Here is a 17,403-nt window from a genome sequence, read left to right on the forward strand (position 1 = left end):
ACAGGAGCCGATTGTTGCATCTCTAACATATCCTCAACCGTCCATTTTCCTTCACCTGATGACGGAACTTGCCCACTAATACCAGCCATTGTTGGGTTTTCACGTAGCGCATTTTCTGTTAACTCCATTAACCAACTTCGAATCACAGAACCATTGTTAAACACACGAGCAACTTGCTCCAAATCATAATCAAATCGCGAATGATGAAGCAAATTAAAACCCTCACCAATGGCTTGCATAATGCCGTACTCAATCCCATTATGAACCATTTTTAAATAATGACCACTTCCTGCTTCACCGCAGTATAAATAGCCATTTTCAACACACAAATCTTTAAACAATTCTTCAATTTGTTCAAAAATATTTTTTTCTCCACCAATCATCATACAAGCACCGTTTTTAGCCCCACTCATTCCACCGGATGTTCCCACATCTAAAAAATGAATCTTTTTCTCCTTTAAGAAATGAAAATGATGAATACTATCAGCAAATCGGGAATTTCCTCCATCTATCAAAATATCCTCTGGCTTTAAATTAGCCTGACATAAACAAATCATTTCTTCCGTTATTTTTCCAGACGGTAGCATTAACCAATATATCGATTGTTCTTCATCAGCTGATAAAAACAACTCATTTAAGGTATCAACTGCTAATGCACCGACTTTCTTAGCTGCTTGTCTTTGCTCTATGTTTATATCAAAACATATCACTTCATGCTGATGAGTCACTAAATTGCTAACTAAATTTAATCCCATTTTTCCTAAACCAATGACTTTAATTTTCATTTCTTCCCCCAAATAAATTCATGTAATTTGTTATAAGAGCTAACCTTTAACTGTTTTCCCTTGATCCGAAATGAATTCTATCATTAATATATATAACTTTCAATTACATCTTTTAATTAAGTTTATTTTACCTTTATCGTACTCTTAAAAGTTAAAACAACTTTTATTTTTATGGGTAATAATCACTTTTTCACTCTATCTGATAACGTTTTTTTCATTCCTAGGCTTTAAATGTATTTTTACCTAAATCAATTATTTTTTAAATCCCATTCTTCTTTTTACTTCTAACATATTTTTATTTGTTGTTAACTGTTCTAGTACCATAAATGCCACATCAAGTGCTGTTTCTGGTGAGGAAGATGTAATGATATTTTCGTCTTGAACAATTCTTTTATTTTCTAAAATAACACCCATTTCTTTCAATTGTTGCCTTCTTTGACTTCCTCCAAATGTATAAGTTGTTCCTCTACGCCCTGTTAGAACACCACTTTTCCCAATGCTTAAGGCAGCCACACAAATAGATGCAATTAGTTTTCCTTTTCTATCAAAATCTCGAATAACAGTTAAAAATTGTTCGTCAAACGCATCAGTATAAAAGTCTGCTTCTTCAAATCCCCCTGGAATAACTAAAGCATCATAATCATCTAAGCAAATCTCACTTAGCTGAAACATTGGTATACATTGATATCCCCACGTACAACTTAATTTTGGATGTAAACCTACTGAATCTAGTTTTGTCGTCCCATCTCCCTCAAATAAATTCCAACCAAAAACATCGGTGAAAACACTCGCTTCAAGCGATTCAAAACCATTAGCTAATAATAATAAGACTTTTTTCATTTGTTCATCCTTCTTTCTTTAATATGCTCTTTATTTTATTAAAGAAAATACTTTTTATGCAGAGCTATTTAAAGAAGTTTATGATAAAATACTTTAAAAATAAATGCTTTTTGTGTGACATACCTTATTTTTTAAAGGAGAGGAAAACATGGACTTAATTGACTATAAAATACTAGACATTCTAAAAATAAATGGTCGAATAGCTGTTAGTGATTTAGCCAAGCAAATTTTATTAAGCGCCCCAGCTACAAAAGAGAGAATAACAAAAATGGAAGAAGCTGGCATCATTGAAGGTTACACAATTAAAGTCAATCATAAGAAACTAGACAAATCCATTGAGGCTTTTATTTTATTTGAAACAGTTAACTGCCAGGCATTTAGGGAATTTTGTCTATCACAAGAAAATATTCTTGAGTGCCATCGTTTGGCTGGTAAATACAGCTATTTAGTTAAAATTGTAGCAACAGACATGACTGAGTTGGAAATTTTTATTGACCAGGCCTTAAAATTTGGCAGCTCGTCCACTCACATTGTTTTTTCAACTGTTATCAAATAAAAAAGAGTCTTAAGAACCTGTTACTCAGCTTCTTGAGACTCTTTTGGGTTTCACTTGAACATCCACATCAAAAATATCAAAACGTCCTGTTAAATCAGCTTCGATTTCATCTGCAATCATTCCGCCTTCTTCCACGGTAATTGAACCTAACACTTCAATAGTCACATCCACCGCGATAGCATCGCCAATTTTCCGACCTGTAATATCCACAATTTTTTCAACACCTTCAATCGTTTCAATAACATTATAATAATTTTGAATCATCTCTGGATCAAAGCCGTCTGACAGATGAAACACATTATCCTTAATGACTAAATAAGACATTCGGCAAAGAATAACACCTAAAATCGCTGCTGTTAACCCATCAAACATCGGATTTAATGCCACTGCCAAAAGAATACCCATTGCTGTTCCAAAATTCATTAATGTATCACTAAAAGCATCTTTCATTAAGGTGTTAATCGAGTTACTTTCAATTTTTGAATAAAATTTCCGATTAACTAGAAACATGATTAACATAATCCCTCCAGCTCCAATAGCAACTAAAGCTGGTAATATATCTGCTTGAATAGGTGTCTCTTTAACAGAAGCATACGCTCCTCTTACTCCTTCAACCACAATATAAGCAGACATAAAAAACATCACCATCGAACTAAATAAATTCCCCAAGGTTTCAAACTGTTGATACCCTTTACTATGAGAATGAGAAGGATCTTTTAACGACACCTTCAATCCTAAAATTATACCAATAGAAATAATCACACTCGATAAATTATTAAAACTAGCTGCTAATAAAGCTTTCGAGCCACTTGATAAAGCAATAACAAGTTCACCAACAAATAATAGAATAAACACTAATAAATTTAAGTAAGCTATTTTTTTACTCTTTTTCAAATTATCAAAATATCTCATTCGATTTTCCAATGTTGTCTTCACAAAAATCTCCTCCTTTTCTCAATTAAACTTGACTTTCAGGCAACTGTTTCACAACAATAATTGCTTGAATAGCTAACATAAAAATAAGGGCAAAAATAACAGTAAATGTTGTTCCTTGAGCAAAAAATGTTATATTTTTGCCATAAATAGAACCTAAAAGTGCCACACCGATTGATTTTGACATCATTAAGACAAATGAATTCAATCCCATTACACTACCTAATGACTCTTTTGGTGCGTTAAATTGTAGATAGATCATTAATGACGATACAGTAATTCCCATACCAATACCTACAAACATCATCGTAACAAAAGCTAACCAAATAGATGAAAAGCTCATCAAATTAAGCATAACTGTTCCAATCATTAAGAAGATTACACCAATAAACAAATCTTTGTTAACAGAAACTTTTTTTATGATATAGGTATTAATTACCGTTCCACCTGTCCAAAAAATTAAAAAGGGTGTCAAAAGTGAGCCTGATTTTAAAGGTGACATAAACATGACTTCTTGTCCCCATAAAGGTAGATAAGCATTAATTCCTGCTGCAATCATTCCTGTTGTTAACGTTAAAACATTAATTTTTAGCACATGCTTATTTTTCAGCACACTTAAATCAATTAAACTTGTCCCAACATGCGCTTTTTCCCGTCTAAACCACAATACAAAAAACACAACTGATGATAGTAATAAAATAATCATCCACTGACTTGAAGCAACATACAAACAGCCAAACAAGCTCATTGCCCCAAGTAAAACGAGTATACTACCAATATAATCCATTGATATTTTTTGATTTCTTTTTGGTTCGTCCACAAAAATAAAAAGAATAACAATAGCGGTAATAGTTAGTGGAACATTTAAAAAGAAAACATAACGCCAACTAAAATAATTAAGTATCGCACCACCTAAGAAAGGTCCTGTTAAACCAGCAATTCCCCAAACGGAACTTTCAATACTTTGCGCTTTAGCACGACTTTCTTTTGTTTCAAATAAGAAACCGACCATTGAACGAGATACAGGAACAATGGCACCCGAGCCAATTCCTTGTAACGCTCTAAAAAGAATCAAAGTTGTCATATTAGTAGCTAATCCACATAACAATGAAAAGCTAGAAAAAATAACTAACCCAAGAATCAATGTTCCTTTACGACTCCACGCATCTGCCATTTTCCCAAATAGAAGAGAGAAAACCCCGCTAAATAATAAATAAACTGAAAAAACTAAGCCAATCCATTCCGGCTTTCCCATTGATACTACAATCGAACTTGCAACAGTTGAAATAATTGTTCCCTCAATTGCTGCCAAAGCTGTTGCCATTAATAATGCAAAGAAAATGATATTTTTCCTTGTCATAAAATATCACCGCCTAAAAAAATAATTTAACTAGTTAGACTAACTAGTTAAATTATAGTCCGTGATCTTAAAATGTCAAGAAGTTTATTTCTCCCAACCTTCTTTTTTTTCTGCTAATCGTTTTTCAATTAGTTTTAATTCATCTAACAAAACGTTCTTTTGATTTTGTGTTAAGTCAACAAATATATCTTGAACTAAATCTTGAGTATCTGTATTTAACTCTTCACACTTGGCTCTTCCTTTTTCAGTTAATTCTAAAAAAAAGACTCTCAAATCATTTTCATCTCGTGTTTTCTTGATATATCCTTGCTCCACTAATTTATTTACTTTAACTGTTACTGACGATGACTTAATATTAAAAAACTTCCCTAATTCTTTAGCTGTTGCTTGATGTGTGTCTTTAATAAAATTCAATGTTCTTCCTAAATCTTGCATCTCACCTTGCTCTCCACCAATATAATGAGCTAAATGGTGCATATTTCTTGAAATAGAATGCAGCGACTGGTAAATATCAAAATTAATATTTTTAGACATAATCCCCCTCCTTTTAGTTAGTTCATCTAACTAAATATATCAATAATTCTTCTAATTGACAATGATTAGTCATTTATTTTGAATGACATTTCCAAATGTTGGGTATCCTGTGGCTCTTTAGGATACTCAATGGCTCTTATTATTTTTTGAGAGAGTATCTCTGCAAATTCTTCAAAAGGAGTATGCATCGTCTTGATTTTAGGTCGCATTTGTTTTAAAAACTCAATACCATCAAATCCTATGATTTCAATATCTCGATTAACGACTTTTCCCGAATCATAAATACTTTGATAGCACCCAATCGGAATATTATCATCACAACATAAAATAGCAGTAACCTCTTTTTCTTTTAAAATCTCAGTTGTTGCTTGATACCCAGCTTCAATCGAAAGAGTAACTTCTTTAATAAGAGTTGAATCAACGATTAATTTATTATCACTTAAAGCATCTAGGTAGGCTTGCTTTCGGTCCGTAAAAGAAAAAGTCTCACCACGGTCCTTAATTAGTCCAATTTTTTGATGCCCTTTTTTAATTAAATAAGAGACACTATCATAAATACTTTGATATTCACTTAAAAATATATCCCCAAAGTAACTCTTGTTCAACCCATTATCAATAAATATAACTGGCGTTCCTCGGTAAACACTTTTTTTGAATAAGTCCTGTGGCAATTTATGAGAAGTAAAAATCAAAATAGCTTCAACAGCTAGTTGATGGTACTTTTCTAATAACTCTAGTTCCATCTCTTCTTCACCAAAAGATTCACTAATTAAAATATGATAATTACTCTTTCCTAGAATAGGTCGCATCTTTCGAACAATAGAATAAGTAAACGGGTCATTCATAGTTGGCATAATTACGCCAATCATACACGACTTATTTTTTATAATATTGGAAGCAAAATAATTAGGCGTGTAATTATTTTCCTCAATCACTTTAAGGACTTTATCTTTAGTTCTCTTACTAAAGCGATGACCTTTATTGTTAACAATCTGAGAAACAGTTGTCACAGAAACATCCGATAATCTTGCAATATCTCGTATCGTCACTTTCATTTTCAGGCACTTCCTTTCAATAAAAATTAACAATCTACATTTATAAACTATAATAACAAAATTAGTCACATTACCCAACTAATACATACTGTTTTTAATAAAAAAGCTTGCTGATTAGATTTATTTCTAACCAACAAGTTTTTATTTATTTCATTCGTTTTAGCTTTTCGTTCATTTTGACATAAATATTTTCTTTTAGCCAAGGTTCAGTCGATGCCTCCACCGCTTCTTCTAATGAAAACCAACTTAAATTACTATTTTCATCTTCTTTAACAATCAATTTTTCTTTCTCGTCGGCTTCAATTAAGTAGGTTACGTTAAAATGAAGATGAGAAGATACGTACTCTTTATTTTTCATGTGCCCATCTACAACTAGTACTTCAACTGAAAAAATTTTGGATGTCACAGGAGAAATATTAGTCAAACCGCTTTCCTCTTCAACTTCTTTTAAGGCAACTTTTAACAAGTCAGCTTCACCGTCTGCATGTCCACCTAACCATGCCCACGAATTATAAATATTATGATAAGCCATCAATGCCTTGTCACGTGTTTTATTTACAACCCAGGCTGACGCTGTCATATGATAAAGTAAATTTTTACGTAAGAAAATATCATCTTCTGTTTTCAATGCATTAATTATTAAACGGCGATCTTTTTCCTCTTGCTCATTAAAGGGTTGATAAGCTTCTAGTTCATCAATCAATTGGTATCTCATTCCTAAACCTCCTGGATTTGTCTATACACTAAGCATACTCTTTCTAAATAAAATAACTAGTTCTTATTTTATCAACTGATACGTTAAACAAACCGGTTTTTGGCTAATTGGCTCTTTGACAATTGTTGCCTCTATCTGAAAAACATCTTTTAAAACTTCCTTTGTTATAACTTCCTCAGAAGTACCCGTTGCTTTGATTTGCCCCTGATTGACAGCGATCATATAATCTGAAAATCTCGCAGCCAAGTTCAAGTCATGAAGAACCATCGCAATGGTGCAGTGCTGACTTTTATTTAATTCCGCCAATAATTCCAATACCTCTAATTGATGCGCCATATCTAAATAAGTTGTCGGCTCATCTAATAAAATTAATTCTGTTTGCTGTGCTAGAGCCATGGCTATCCATACACGTTGCCGTTGCCCACCTGATAAACTATCAATTTCTCTGTACTGAAAGTCCGTTAATTTCGTTACACCAATCGCCCACTCAATTAATTCTTTATCCTTTGAAGTCAATTTTCCAAATCCTTTTTGATGAGGAAAACGACCATAAGATACTAATTCATAAACGGTTAAGCCATTTGGTGCTGTTGGAGATTGAGGTAATATCGCCATTTTTTGTGCAATAGCTTTCGTTGGAATCGTGAAAATATCTTCACTATCTAAGTAAACCATACCTGATTTTTTCTTCTGAATTCGACCAATTGTTTTTAATATTGTCGATTTACCACAACCATTGGGCCCTATAATCGAAGTTATTTTTCCTTTTGGAATAATTAAGTCAAGATTTTCAACAATAATATGCTCATCATAAGCAATGGATAATTTTTGAGTTTCTATTTGATTCATCTTTTTCTCCTAATCTGCTTTCGATAATAAATATAAGAAGTACGGTGTACTTAACACCGTGATAACAATTCCAGTTGGCACGTCACTTCCTAAACTGATTGAGCGAGTTATAGTGTCTGCTAATAAAATAACTAAACTACCAATCAGACCAGAAACTGGTAAGACATAAAAATGGTTAGCTCCTACTAATTTACGAGCTATGTGAGGTGCAATAATTCCGACAAAAAAGAAGTTACCACCTAATGCAACACTTCCAGAAGACAATGCCACCGCAACAAACATTAAAATAATAAATTCTCGCTTAACACAAACGCCTAAACCTTTAGCTGTTTCATCGCCTAAATTAATCGTATTAATAATTTGTGCTTTATATATTGTATAAATAACAAGAATACTCACCCAAGGAATTAAGACTTTTAAATATTGCCAGTCATCTCCCCATAAGTTACCAGCTTGCCATTTCTGAATAAATTCCATTTGTCTTTCATCCATTCTAAGACTCAACATAGTTGTCAATGCACTGTAGCCACTTCCCACAGCAACCCCCGTTAAAATTAAGGTTGTTGGTGACATATCCTTATTTCTTCGATATGAAAGAAAAAAGATAATTAAAGCTGCCAAAATTCCCCCTACAAAAGAAACAACAGGAATACCATACGTTGAAAGAAGAGAACTTTCTGAGTGAAACATCACAATATACATTAATACAAATAATCCAGAACCAGAACTAATCCCTAATGTTCCAGGACTAGCCATATCATTTTTTAAAAGACTTTGCATTAGTGTTCCCGAAATTCCCATACCAATACCAACAAATATAGCTAAAATAATTCTAGGTAGTCTAAATTCATATACAATAAGATTTTGTTGCGGTGTCCCTTGCCCAATAATGACTTGTAACACCTCACTAGGTGCCAAACTCATCTTTCCAAGATTAATACTTAAAATACTCAAAATAAGAAGAATAATAACTAAACCAATCAAAATACTAATTCTTTTTGTTTTAGATTGCTTCATTAAAAATCACGCTCCTTTTTCTTCACCAAATATAAAAAGAAAGGAACGCCAATTAATGAAAAAATAATACCAATAGGCGTTTCAAAGGGACGATTGATCACACGACCTATCACATCTGCCACCACAGTTAAAAGAGCACCATACAATATACTGGCTGGAATAATATAACGATAATCAACACCAACAAAATAACGAATCATGTGAGGTACAATCAAACCAACAAAGCTAACAGGTCCAATTACAACAACCGATAAACCTGTCAGCACTAATACAATCAATGTAGAAAAACCTTTTACTTTTTTTATATTCAAGCCTAAACCAGCTGCTACCTCTTCACCAAGACTTAGCATTGTCACTGACGGAGATAAAATAATAGCTGACAATATGCCAACAATGAAAAACGGAAAAATAATACTTAATTCACTCCACTTAGCCCCAGCTGTTCCACCAGCCGTAAAATACATTAGTGTATGACCTAAATGATATTTAATAGATAGATAACTACTTAATGCACCAAATAACATTGAAATGGAAATACCTGCAAGGACCAAACGTTGAGGTGTCATTCCTTTTTTTCCAGTTGAGGCAACAAAATAAGTTAAACCTGTTGTTAAACTGGCTCCAATACATGCCGTTATTAGCATTTGAAAATAACTAAATTGCGGCATTAGAGCTAGTGTTAATGCCATAGCAAACGTTGCTCCTGAACTAATTCCCATTAAACCTGAATCTGCCAAAGGATTTTTAGTCGTTCCTTGCATGATTGCACCAGAGACGGCCAAACTTGCCCCAACTATCATATCAGCCAGAGTTCTTGGTAGTCTTAATGATAAAACCGTCTGATGTTCCGTTAAAGAACTATCAAAGGAAAATAACGCCTCCCATGCACTTTTAACAGAAATTTCTGCTGCACCAAACGATATTGAAAAAAAACAAGCAACTAGTAAAAAAACAATACCAATTATCATATAGAGAAAAAAATTAACTGAACCACTTTTACGTTTTTGCTCTTGCATCGTGACATCCTTTCAATAAAAATAAGGCTGACTTTTAGCCAACCTTATCTCACTTACTTTTTGACTCGTTTATTTTTTAGTTAAGGCTTCAAAATTCTCAGAAAAATAATCAAGCTGAGTAATCAAACTGGAAACATCTGAATAATAAAACAACCCATTTAATTCACCTGGAACAGTTAACACGCGGCCTTCTTTAACAGCTGGTATGGTTGGCCAAATTTTTGTTTTTTCAAATTCTGATTTTTCTACATCCGGTTGTAAGAACCAAATAACATAATCTCCAAAATAGTCTGCAGCAACTTCATAAGACAAGCCTTTTCTAGCTTCACCAGATTCTTGAACAATTTTTTCCAATTTATCTGGATATTTAAGGCCTACATAGTCATAAAGCAAAGTACCGCCTCGTGAGCCTGTTTCATACCCTACACCGTAAGACGCGCTACCCCAGTCTTCAAAAATACTAAAAGTTTTGTTTTTAAACTCTTCCTTAGCAAAAACTTCTTTCGATTTTTCTAATTTTTCGCCAAATGTATCCACTAATTTTTTGGCTTCTTTTTCTTTTCCTAAAACATCACCTAAAATTATTAATCTTTCTTCAGGCGTTTTTTTCTCTGAAATCACAACAACTGGTGCAATTTTTGAAAATTTTTCATAATCTTCTTTATTATATGTAATAATTAAATCTGGTTCATAAGATAGTAACTCTTCTTTTTCCCATTTTTCAATTGCTGGTATGTCTTTAATTTCTTTATACATTGGCATTGATTCTTGTGCCCAACCTGCATAACCAACTGGTGTTATACCAAGTGAAGCCACATCGTGAATATACCAATTAACTAATACCTTTTTAGGATTTACTGGTACTTCTACTTTCCCCATTTCAGTTTCAATACTTTTAGTTGTCGCTTTTTTGGTATCTTTGCCTTCTGCACCCTTACATCCCACAACTAAAACTAACATTAAAACTAAACCTATTAACGACAAAAACTTTTTCTTCATTACTTCTCCCCCTGTAATATATGATCAATACTTAACAAGTATAAACAAAAATAATGAGGCTCATTAATTGATAATGAATCTCAATTTCAATTATAGCGATTTCATTCGAAAATGCAACCATCTTTTTCATGTTTTATTGTATTCATCCTATTTAACTCACAAGCTAATGTATGATACAATAATCAGTAAAAATATTGGAGGAGTTGTAACAAGCGTATGGAAAAAACAATTATTCCTAAAGAGTATTACTCAACACTTAATGTTTATGAAACTCAAACAGCTATTGGCTTTATTAAGCGTTGTTTTGAAGAAGCTTTAACTGGAAGTTTAAAATTAAAACGGGTGTCGGCCCCATTATTTGTTGATGAACGTTCGGGATTAAATGATAATTTAAGTGGGACTGAACGTCCTGTTAAATTTGATGTGCCTGCTTTAGATGATAACGGTGAAGTTGTTCATTCTTTAGCAAAATGGAAGCGTGTTGCTTTAAAACAATACGATTTTCATTCAGGAAATGGTTTATATGCTGACATGAATGCCATCAGACGTGATGAAGAATTAGATAATTTGCATTCAATTTATGTGGATCAATGGGATTGGGAAAGAGTTATTACAAAAGAAGAGCGAACTATTGATTATTTGAAACAAACCGTTCGTGGACTAGTTAATGCAATGGCAGAAACAGCTAGTAGGCTACATACAAAATACCCAAGTGTCAATATTTCAATCGACACCGATGTAGCTTTTATCACTAGCCAAGAACTTGCTGATCTTTATCCTGATTTGTCCTCAAAAGATAGAGAACATGCTTATGTTAAAGAGCATCCAACAACATTTATTTTACAAATTGGAGATACTCTAAAACAAGGAGCACCTCACGATAACCGCGCACCTGATTATGATGATTGGTCACTAAATGGGGATTTATTATTTTGGCATGAAACCCTTCAGTGCGCCATGGAGTTATCAAGTATGGGAATTCGTGTTGATGACAAAGCTCTTTTAGCTCAATTAGAAAAAGCTAACGCTAAAGATCGTTTGGAATACTTATACCATCAGCAAGTTCTTAACAATGAATTGCCTCTGACTATTGGTGGAGGTATCGGACAAAGTAGAATGTGTATGCTCCTATTAGGAAAAGCACACATTGGTGAAGTTCAAGTATCCTTGTGGGATGAAGAAACAATTGAAGCCTGTAAAAATCATATCTTTTTATTATAAAATAAAAACACTCACCGTTAAAAATAGTTTTTTAACAGTGAGTATTTTTGTGTTAACTCATTAAAAATCCAATCAAAAGTGGAACAAGAATCACACCTACCATAAATGCCCAACTTTGCCATTTAGCAAAATTAAATGTCATGCCCAGTCCCATTCTTTTTTCAATCCAAAACGATGGATCCTTCTTATTAAAGTAAAACATCCCTAACTTCCAATTAGCATCATCATCAAAAATACCAGTCTCTAAGTGTTTAATATCCTCAGATTCTTTAACATTCACTTGTTTTAATCTATCTCCACCTTGACCATAACGTAACGAAAACCATAGGACAATAACCAAAATAGTCACCGTAAATATCAGTGTTAATATCATCATCATTTGTGGAGTTATTTGCTGAAAAACAATTGAAAATTGAATAAAAACAAAAAGAATTTGTGTCAAAATCGAGATAACTAAATTGAGTAATGATGATTGTTTTCTAAATTTTCTATTTCTAGCAATAGATTCTTCAGGGTTCTCAGTGTCAATTTGTTGTTTTCCTTTTAGATATGCTTGATTACCAATTCCCATGACAACGGTCATAAATAATTGAATTGCTGGAATAGCTAAAACGTTTGCCCAGGATTTATCAGTTACAATGACTGGATTCATATTCATATCCCATTTAGTCACAAAATTATCTGGTATTTGATTGTAATAAGTAATTGTTATAATTAACGTTAACAATACAAATACCATATTTAATCCAACTAAATAACTTGTTGGAAAAATTAGCTTTTGGTCTCTAAAAGACAAATCCACCACGATTTTTTTATTTGAGGTTGTTTTTATATCTAAGTTACTTTTATACTGTCTTAATTGTTTATACTTTGTAATATAAACACCTAATGACAAAATCAATTGAATAAATAAAGCGGAGGTACTAAAATAAATAAGCTGATTTAACTCCACTTCTTTTTGGAATAAAGCAAAGGTTAAAATTCCCACACTTAGTAAAACGCTCATCCCAACATTAAGAAAAAGATAACTTTTCTTTTGGTGATTTATTATTTTTTTAGTTGCTTCATCTTTGGGTAATGTTACACCAAATGGCATATCTAGTTTACTATAAAAAGGAGTTAGTCCTAAAATTAAACCAATCATTATATTAAAAAAAAGCATCACTACCACATTAATCATTTTCAACATCTCCCTTTAATCTATCTTCCATCTCACCTAACAAAGTGGTCACATCAATATCAAATACTTTTGCATCAATAAGTAAGTCAAAAAGTTGCTCTTTAAATGTTTCAAGATACTCATCACTAATATCAGGTGGTGTTTGTTCTGAAATTTGATAGCCTTTTTTTACTTGCTCAACAATTCCCTCACCAACAAGCGCTTTATATGCTTTGTTAACGGTATGAAGGTTAATCCCAATATCCCCTGCCAAACTTCTAACACTAGGTAAACTATCTCCTGGTTTTAACTTACCTCTCACCAACCCTAATTTTATTTGATAAACTAACTGTGTATAAATGGGTGTTTCACTTGCTGTATCTATTTCAATAATCATTAAATCACCTCTTTTTGTTATACATATACTATAACGATTATCGTTATATGTCAACTATAACAATTAAAAAAGCGTAACAATTACAATATCGTAATTGTTACGCTTTTTTATAATTCTAATTGTAACACTGACAACACTTTTAACGTGTCACCATAATAATCTTTGCCTAGCACTTTCTCATGCATAATCCATCTTGCATCAGCATACAATCCAGAAAATTTCTTTTCTTCACTAGTTGCAAGTAAGATTGGCGCAGAATAACTGATTGATGGGTAATCCGCTAAGGCTTTTCCAGATAAGGTGTAGCCTGCTTTTACTTGCTCTTGATCTGCTAAAAAAGTTAATAGTTTTTCATTAACCTTTTTAGCTTTTTCATCTTTTGAATGCGCTAATCTAAAAGGAAGTCTTAAAGAATTATATCCGTAATTTCCATCGTCTTTCGTCGCCACATCTTTAGATGCCGCTGGAACTATATCGTTGCTTTCAATCCAAGCGAAATCTGGTATTAATCCAAATTCATTTTGACTACTCAGCTGAGTTAAATACGTGAGAGAATTCTCTTTTACTTCTTGCCAAAAGTTATCTTTTGTTACGTTATAAAATTTATCAAAATGAGTTGGGACAACATCTGACGGTCGAAATAAGTTCCAGTACTCTTTTGATAACGTTGCCCAATTACCAACAGTAAGTACCTTTGTTTTTTCATTATAAGTATAATCCTTAATGCTCTTTAAAAGATGTACTGCTTTTTCTTCATAGTTAATGGTGGATGTTGACCAAATTTCACTAGCTTGAATTAAAGCATACGCAATATCCAAATCACCATCTGTTGCACTATTTTTATCGTAATTTTGCCATTTTCCTTTTATACTTTCTTGTTTCCAATTCATTAAATAGTTATCTTCTGATAGTTGATGATTTTCATAATAAGTAACAAATGGGATAAACTCTTTTTCTTCTATATATCCTTTTTTAGCTGCCATTACCATTGCTAACATCCCATATCCTTGAGACTCAGAAAGAGCGATTGGCCTGCTTCCATCATTAGATGTATTAACAAATGCTCCCTGACTATTTTTTTGAACATAGGAGTCATACCAGTCTTGAAATATTTCTTTTTGTAATTTATCGTTATTAGACTGAATACTCACTAACACCATAACTACATAAATCAAAATAACTCCAGTTAATATCGACCAAATAACAAGTGGCTTTTTCTTCATTTTTTTCACCTCTCAATGATTAAAGCGCTGGGTTTTATACCATTTCGTACCATCTCGCTTAAATAATTTGTCAAAAATAAGAGAGAAAAAAGCACTTGTTGCAACAACAATAAAAAATTGAGCATAAGTAAAATAGGAAATCACTGAATAAAATAAATTCGTCGTCGTTTCCTGACCATATTGACTGACTAAGGCAATATTAATTTGCAATAGATAAATAATAAACATTAGCAACCAATTAACTAAAAGAATGGCTGCTATTTCTCGATTAGACCCTCCAAAAGTAAAGGGAATACTAAAATCTGGACGAAACAGACGAACAATCATGGCTAACAAATTACTCAAAAATAAAAAATTTGAAAGTAAAATAGATAAATTAAACCAAAAAAAGGTACTCGTATAATATAAAACTTCTAATTTAATTCGCCAATTGCTTCCATCAAATAAATGCTTGAAATTATCTAAAATAACCTCATAATTTCCTTTAGCCCATCTTTTACGCTGATGATAATAAGCCTCTAATGTTTCTGGTTCTTGTTGAAAAGCTTCAGAATGTGGCGCTAAAGCAATTAATTTACCTCTTTCCATTATTTTAAATGAAATAGCTGTGTCTTCTGTTAATGCCCCGTTATCCCAACCACCAATATTTCTAACAAATTCTGTTTTAATAATAAAATTAGTTCCTGGAATCCTACCAATTTTAAATAGCTCCCATTGACCTGTATGATGAATTCTCTGTGTTGTCACAATCTCCAAATTAATACAACGAGTTAAAAAATTCTGTTTATAATTACGTGTTTTGTTTCGGCCAAAAACTGCGCCATATCGCTCTTTGTCTTCCAATGCTTTTTTCACTAGGAAATACAATGAATTTTTTTCTGGCATTGCATCAGCATCGTAGACACAAATCCATTTCCCTTTTGCGATTTTTAACATGTCATTTAAAACACCAGCTTTTCCACCTGTTCCTTTTCTATCAATTACCTCGATATCAATTCCTTTTACATTCTCTTTTAAAATCACAGCTTCTGCCATTTTTAATGTTTGATCTTGGCAATTATCTGCTACTATTTTAATTTCCAACGAGTCTTTAGGATAATTCAAATTTAAAATAGCAGAAATTGTGTCACCAATGACTAACTCCTCATTATGAGCCGGAACAATCACGGTTACCATAGGTGTTTCTGATAAAGTTGTTAATTCATTTTTGGGTGATTTTAAAATTTTTAACAAGTACTTAATGGCACCAAAAAGAATCAAAACTGTAATACTCACTGACATCCAAATAGAGATAAGTGCAAAAATAATTAACCATTTTCCCATCTTAATATCTCCTTTTGAAATGCTTCCAGACTCTTGCTTTAATCAATAACAATGCATTAAACAAAAAAAGTGATACCACAAAAAATAAAAGAGTTACTGTATGACTTAATTTTAAAAATAAATCTCCGATAATATCCATAGGGACGCTCCTTACACAATGTATTCGGCAGATAAATCTGCTTCTGTTTGACGATATAACTTACTTAAAACCTTTTCTTGTGTCAGAGCCTCATCTGGCAAAAGAACTATCTCACCTTTTTTAATCGTTATATCATGTGTCCCTTCGTCATTTTTATACGGAATTTGGCTTAATTGAGTAGTAGTAATACCATTCATTTTCTGCCAAGTCATTAACTCTTCTTCACTTTGATGTATAGTTGATAAAACCACAAACACACCATCACTAATATGAAAAATAAGTTCTTCAGGATAGCGCGTATAGATAAGTGATTCGGCTATGCTTTTTAGAACTTCTTTACTTGCTTCTTCATCTTGATAAACATACTGTTCAAAAAAATCAATTTGATACATGGATAGAGCTAATTGTCTTTTGTCGTCTAATTGTCTAATATCTAAAGAATTAGCAAATTGTTCGTATTTTTTTACAAAAGATGCTTTTGATCTTAATCCTGTAATAGGATCTGTATTTTTCAAGTAACGGATAATATCTTCCTTGCCCGATACGAGATGCTTTCTCACTAGAATAGATTGGCTAATTTCGTAAGCCAAAAAACTATACATTGGTATGCTAAATATATAGAATACCTTTAATGACATAACCATCACGACTGGTTGAAAGAATAATAAAAACGCACTCACAGCAATAATGATAAAATCAACACCCACAATAACGATAGACGATCCAAGTAGCCCTAAACTTATACCTATTAAAGCAAAAATGTTTGTGAACATAAACGCTTCTGGACTGACGACCTCATTTAAAAATATATTTTGAAGCGCACAAAAAAACAGCAAAATAAAAACCCCTATTTCTAAGGGCATCTTTTGTGCTTGTTTACCCAATAATTTCATTTTTTTCCCCTTATTTCCTATTTTTTAAATACTGATAATCCCTCAGTATCACTTTATATTATCCCTATCTATTTGACTCTTATATAACATCCCTTATTGTTATACAAAAGCGTAAACTCCTTTCTTTAAATTTCATAATCTTATATAATGTATCATATAAAGATCAAATTTTCTTAGTTTTTTAGCATAATAATCATTAAATAACATATAGCACAATATTTTTAAAAGCGGTTTCTAAATAACTGTTTTAGACATTTGTAAGGTTAAAAGTTAAGATAAATATGAAAACATCTATTTCAAAACACTTATTTAAAATAAGATGCTTTTAATGCTCTCCTTTTCTTCTTCGTTTTTTGTTTTTCACAAAATAAAAAAACAAGCTTTTTATT

General features: G+C 32.3%; 18 protein-coding genes. 2 read left to right on the forward strand and 16 right to left on the reverse strand.

Annotated elements, in window-relative coordinates:
- Positions 1-785: phosphogluconate dehydrogenase (NAD(+)-dependent, decarboxylating) (gnd, locus tag RR554_RS10295; RefSeq protein ID WP_332467956.1), on the reverse strand; the 785-nt coding region annotated here is incomplete at its 3' end.
- A gap of 252 nt (positions 786-1,037) precedes the next feature.
- Positions 1,038-1,625, reverse strand: a complete 588-nt coding sequence (locus tag RR554_RS10300; protein WP_332464175.1) for a DJ-1/PfpI family protein — start codon at positions 1,623-1,625, stop codon at positions 1,038-1,040.
- A 148-nt stretch (positions 1,626-1,773) separates the two neighbouring features.
- Between RR554_RS10300 and RR554_RS10305 the strand changes: the two genes are divergently transcribed.
- Complete coding sequence (locus RR554_RS10305; protein WP_332467957.1) at positions 1,774-2,181, forward strand: Lrp/AsnC family transcriptional regulator; 408 nt, start codon at positions 1,774-1,776, stop codon at positions 2,179-2,181.
- 24 nt (positions 2,182-2,205) lie between these two features.
- Here the strand turns inward: RR554_RS10305 and RR554_RS10310 are convergent, their stop codons facing one another.
- The 9 genes from RR554_RS10310 to RR554_RS10350 form a co-directional block, all read right to left on the reverse strand.
- Positions 2,206-3,117, reverse strand: coding sequence for a cation diffusion facilitator family transporter (locus RR554_RS10310; protein ID WP_332464177.1), 912 nt, complete (start codon positions 3,115-3,117; stop codon positions 2,206-2,208).
- Positions 3,118-3,139: 22 nt separating this feature from the next.
- Positions 3,140-4,474, reverse strand: a complete 1,335-nt coding sequence (locus RR554_RS10315) for an MFS transporter (protein ID WP_332467958.1) — start codon at positions 4,472-4,474, stop codon at positions 3,140-3,142.
- Between the two features lie 84 nt (positions 4,475-4,558).
- Entirely contained in the window at positions 4,559-5,008 is a 450-nt protein-coding gene (locus RR554_RS10320; RefSeq protein ID WP_332464179.1) for a MarR family winged helix-turn-helix transcriptional regulator, read from the reverse strand.
- A 65-nt stretch (positions 5,009-5,073) separates the two neighbouring features.
- Positions 5,074-6,063: a LacI family DNA-binding transcriptional regulator gene (locus tag RR554_RS10325; protein ID WP_332464180.1), complete on the reverse strand. Its 990-nt coding sequence runs from the start codon at positions 6,061-6,063 to the stop codon at positions 5,074-5,076.
- 145 nt (positions 6,064-6,208) lie between these two features.
- Complete coding sequence (locus RR554_RS10330; protein ID WP_332467959.1) at positions 6,209-6,778, reverse strand: NUDIX hydrolase; 570 nt, start codon at positions 6,776-6,778, stop codon at positions 6,209-6,211.
- 63 nt (positions 6,779-6,841) lie between these two features.
- On the reverse strand, positions 6,842-7,627 hold the full coding sequence (locus RR554_RS10335; protein WP_332464182.1) for an ABC transporter ATP-binding protein: 786 nt from the start codon (positions 7,625-7,627) through the stop codon (positions 6,842-6,844).
- A 9-nt stretch (positions 7,628-7,636) separates the two neighbouring features.
- Complete coding sequence (locus RR554_RS10340; protein WP_332464183.1) at positions 7,637-8,644, reverse strand: FecCD family ABC transporter permease; 1,008 nt, start codon at positions 8,642-8,644, stop codon at positions 7,637-7,639.
- On the reverse strand, positions 8,644-9,660 hold the full coding sequence (locus tag RR554_RS10345; RefSeq protein WP_332464184.1) for a FecCD family ABC transporter permease: 1,017 nt from the start codon (positions 9,658-9,660) through the stop codon (positions 8,644-8,646). The genes RR554_RS10340 and RR554_RS10345 overlap by 1 nt, the downstream gene beginning before the upstream one ends.
- 69 nt (positions 9,661-9,729) lie before the next feature.
- Positions 9,730-10,659 carry an ABC transporter substrate-binding protein gene (locus RR554_RS10350; RefSeq protein ID WP_332464185.1) on the reverse strand — a complete coding sequence of 310 codons (930 nt, stop codon included), beginning with the start codon at positions 10,657-10,659 and terminating at the stop codon, positions 9,730-9,732.
- Between the two features lie 216 nt (positions 10,660-10,875).
- On the opposite strand from RR554_RS10350, the gene asnA reads away from it, so the two are divergent.
- The gene (gene asnA, locus RR554_RS10355; RefSeq protein WP_332464186.1) at positions 10,876-11,880 is read left to right on the forward strand and encodes an aspartate--ammonia ligase; all 1,005 of its coding nucleotides are present in this window, start codon (positions 10,876-10,878) and stop codon (positions 11,878-11,880) included.
- A gap of 52 nt (positions 11,881-11,932) precedes the next feature.
- On the opposite strand, the gene RR554_RS10360 is transcribed toward asnA, so the two are convergent.
- The 5 genes from RR554_RS10360 to RR554_RS10380 form a co-directional block, all read right to left on the reverse strand.
- On the reverse strand, positions 11,933-13,060 hold the full coding sequence (locus RR554_RS10360) for a DUF1648 domain-containing protein (protein ID WP_332464187.1): 1,128 nt from the start codon (positions 13,058-13,060) through the stop codon (positions 11,933-11,935).
- Positions 13,053-13,436 (reverse strand): GntR family transcriptional regulator, encoded by a 384-nt coding sequence (locus tag RR554_RS10365; RefSeq protein ID WP_332464188.1) that lies wholly within the window; start codon positions 13,434-13,436, stop codon positions 13,053-13,055. Before RR554_RS10365 ends, RR554_RS10360 begins: the two co-directional genes overlap by 8 nt.
- A gap of 107 nt (positions 13,437-13,543) precedes the next feature.
- A complete protein-coding gene (locus RR554_RS10370; protein ID WP_332464189.1) occupies positions 13,544-14,659 on the reverse strand; it encodes a glycosyl hydrolase family 8 in 1,116 nt (371 codons plus the stop codon).
- 12 nt (positions 14,660-14,671) lie between these two features.
- Positions 14,672-15,982, reverse strand: coding sequence for a glycosyltransferase family 2 protein (locus RR554_RS10375; RefSeq protein WP_332464190.1), 1,311 nt, complete (start codon positions 15,980-15,982; stop codon positions 14,672-14,674).
- Positions 15,983-16,132: 150 nt separating this feature from the next.
- Positions 16,133-17,014 (reverse strand): hypothetical protein, encoded by an 882-nt coding sequence (locus RR554_RS10380; protein WP_332464191.1) that lies wholly within the window; start codon positions 17,012-17,014, stop codon positions 16,133-16,135.
- Between the last annotated feature and the right edge of the window lie 389 nt (positions 17,015-17,403).

This window comes from Vagococcus sp., from assembly GCF_036639995.1.
Classification (GTDB): Bacteria; Bacillota; Bacilli; order Lactobacillales; family Vagococcaceae; genus Vagococcus.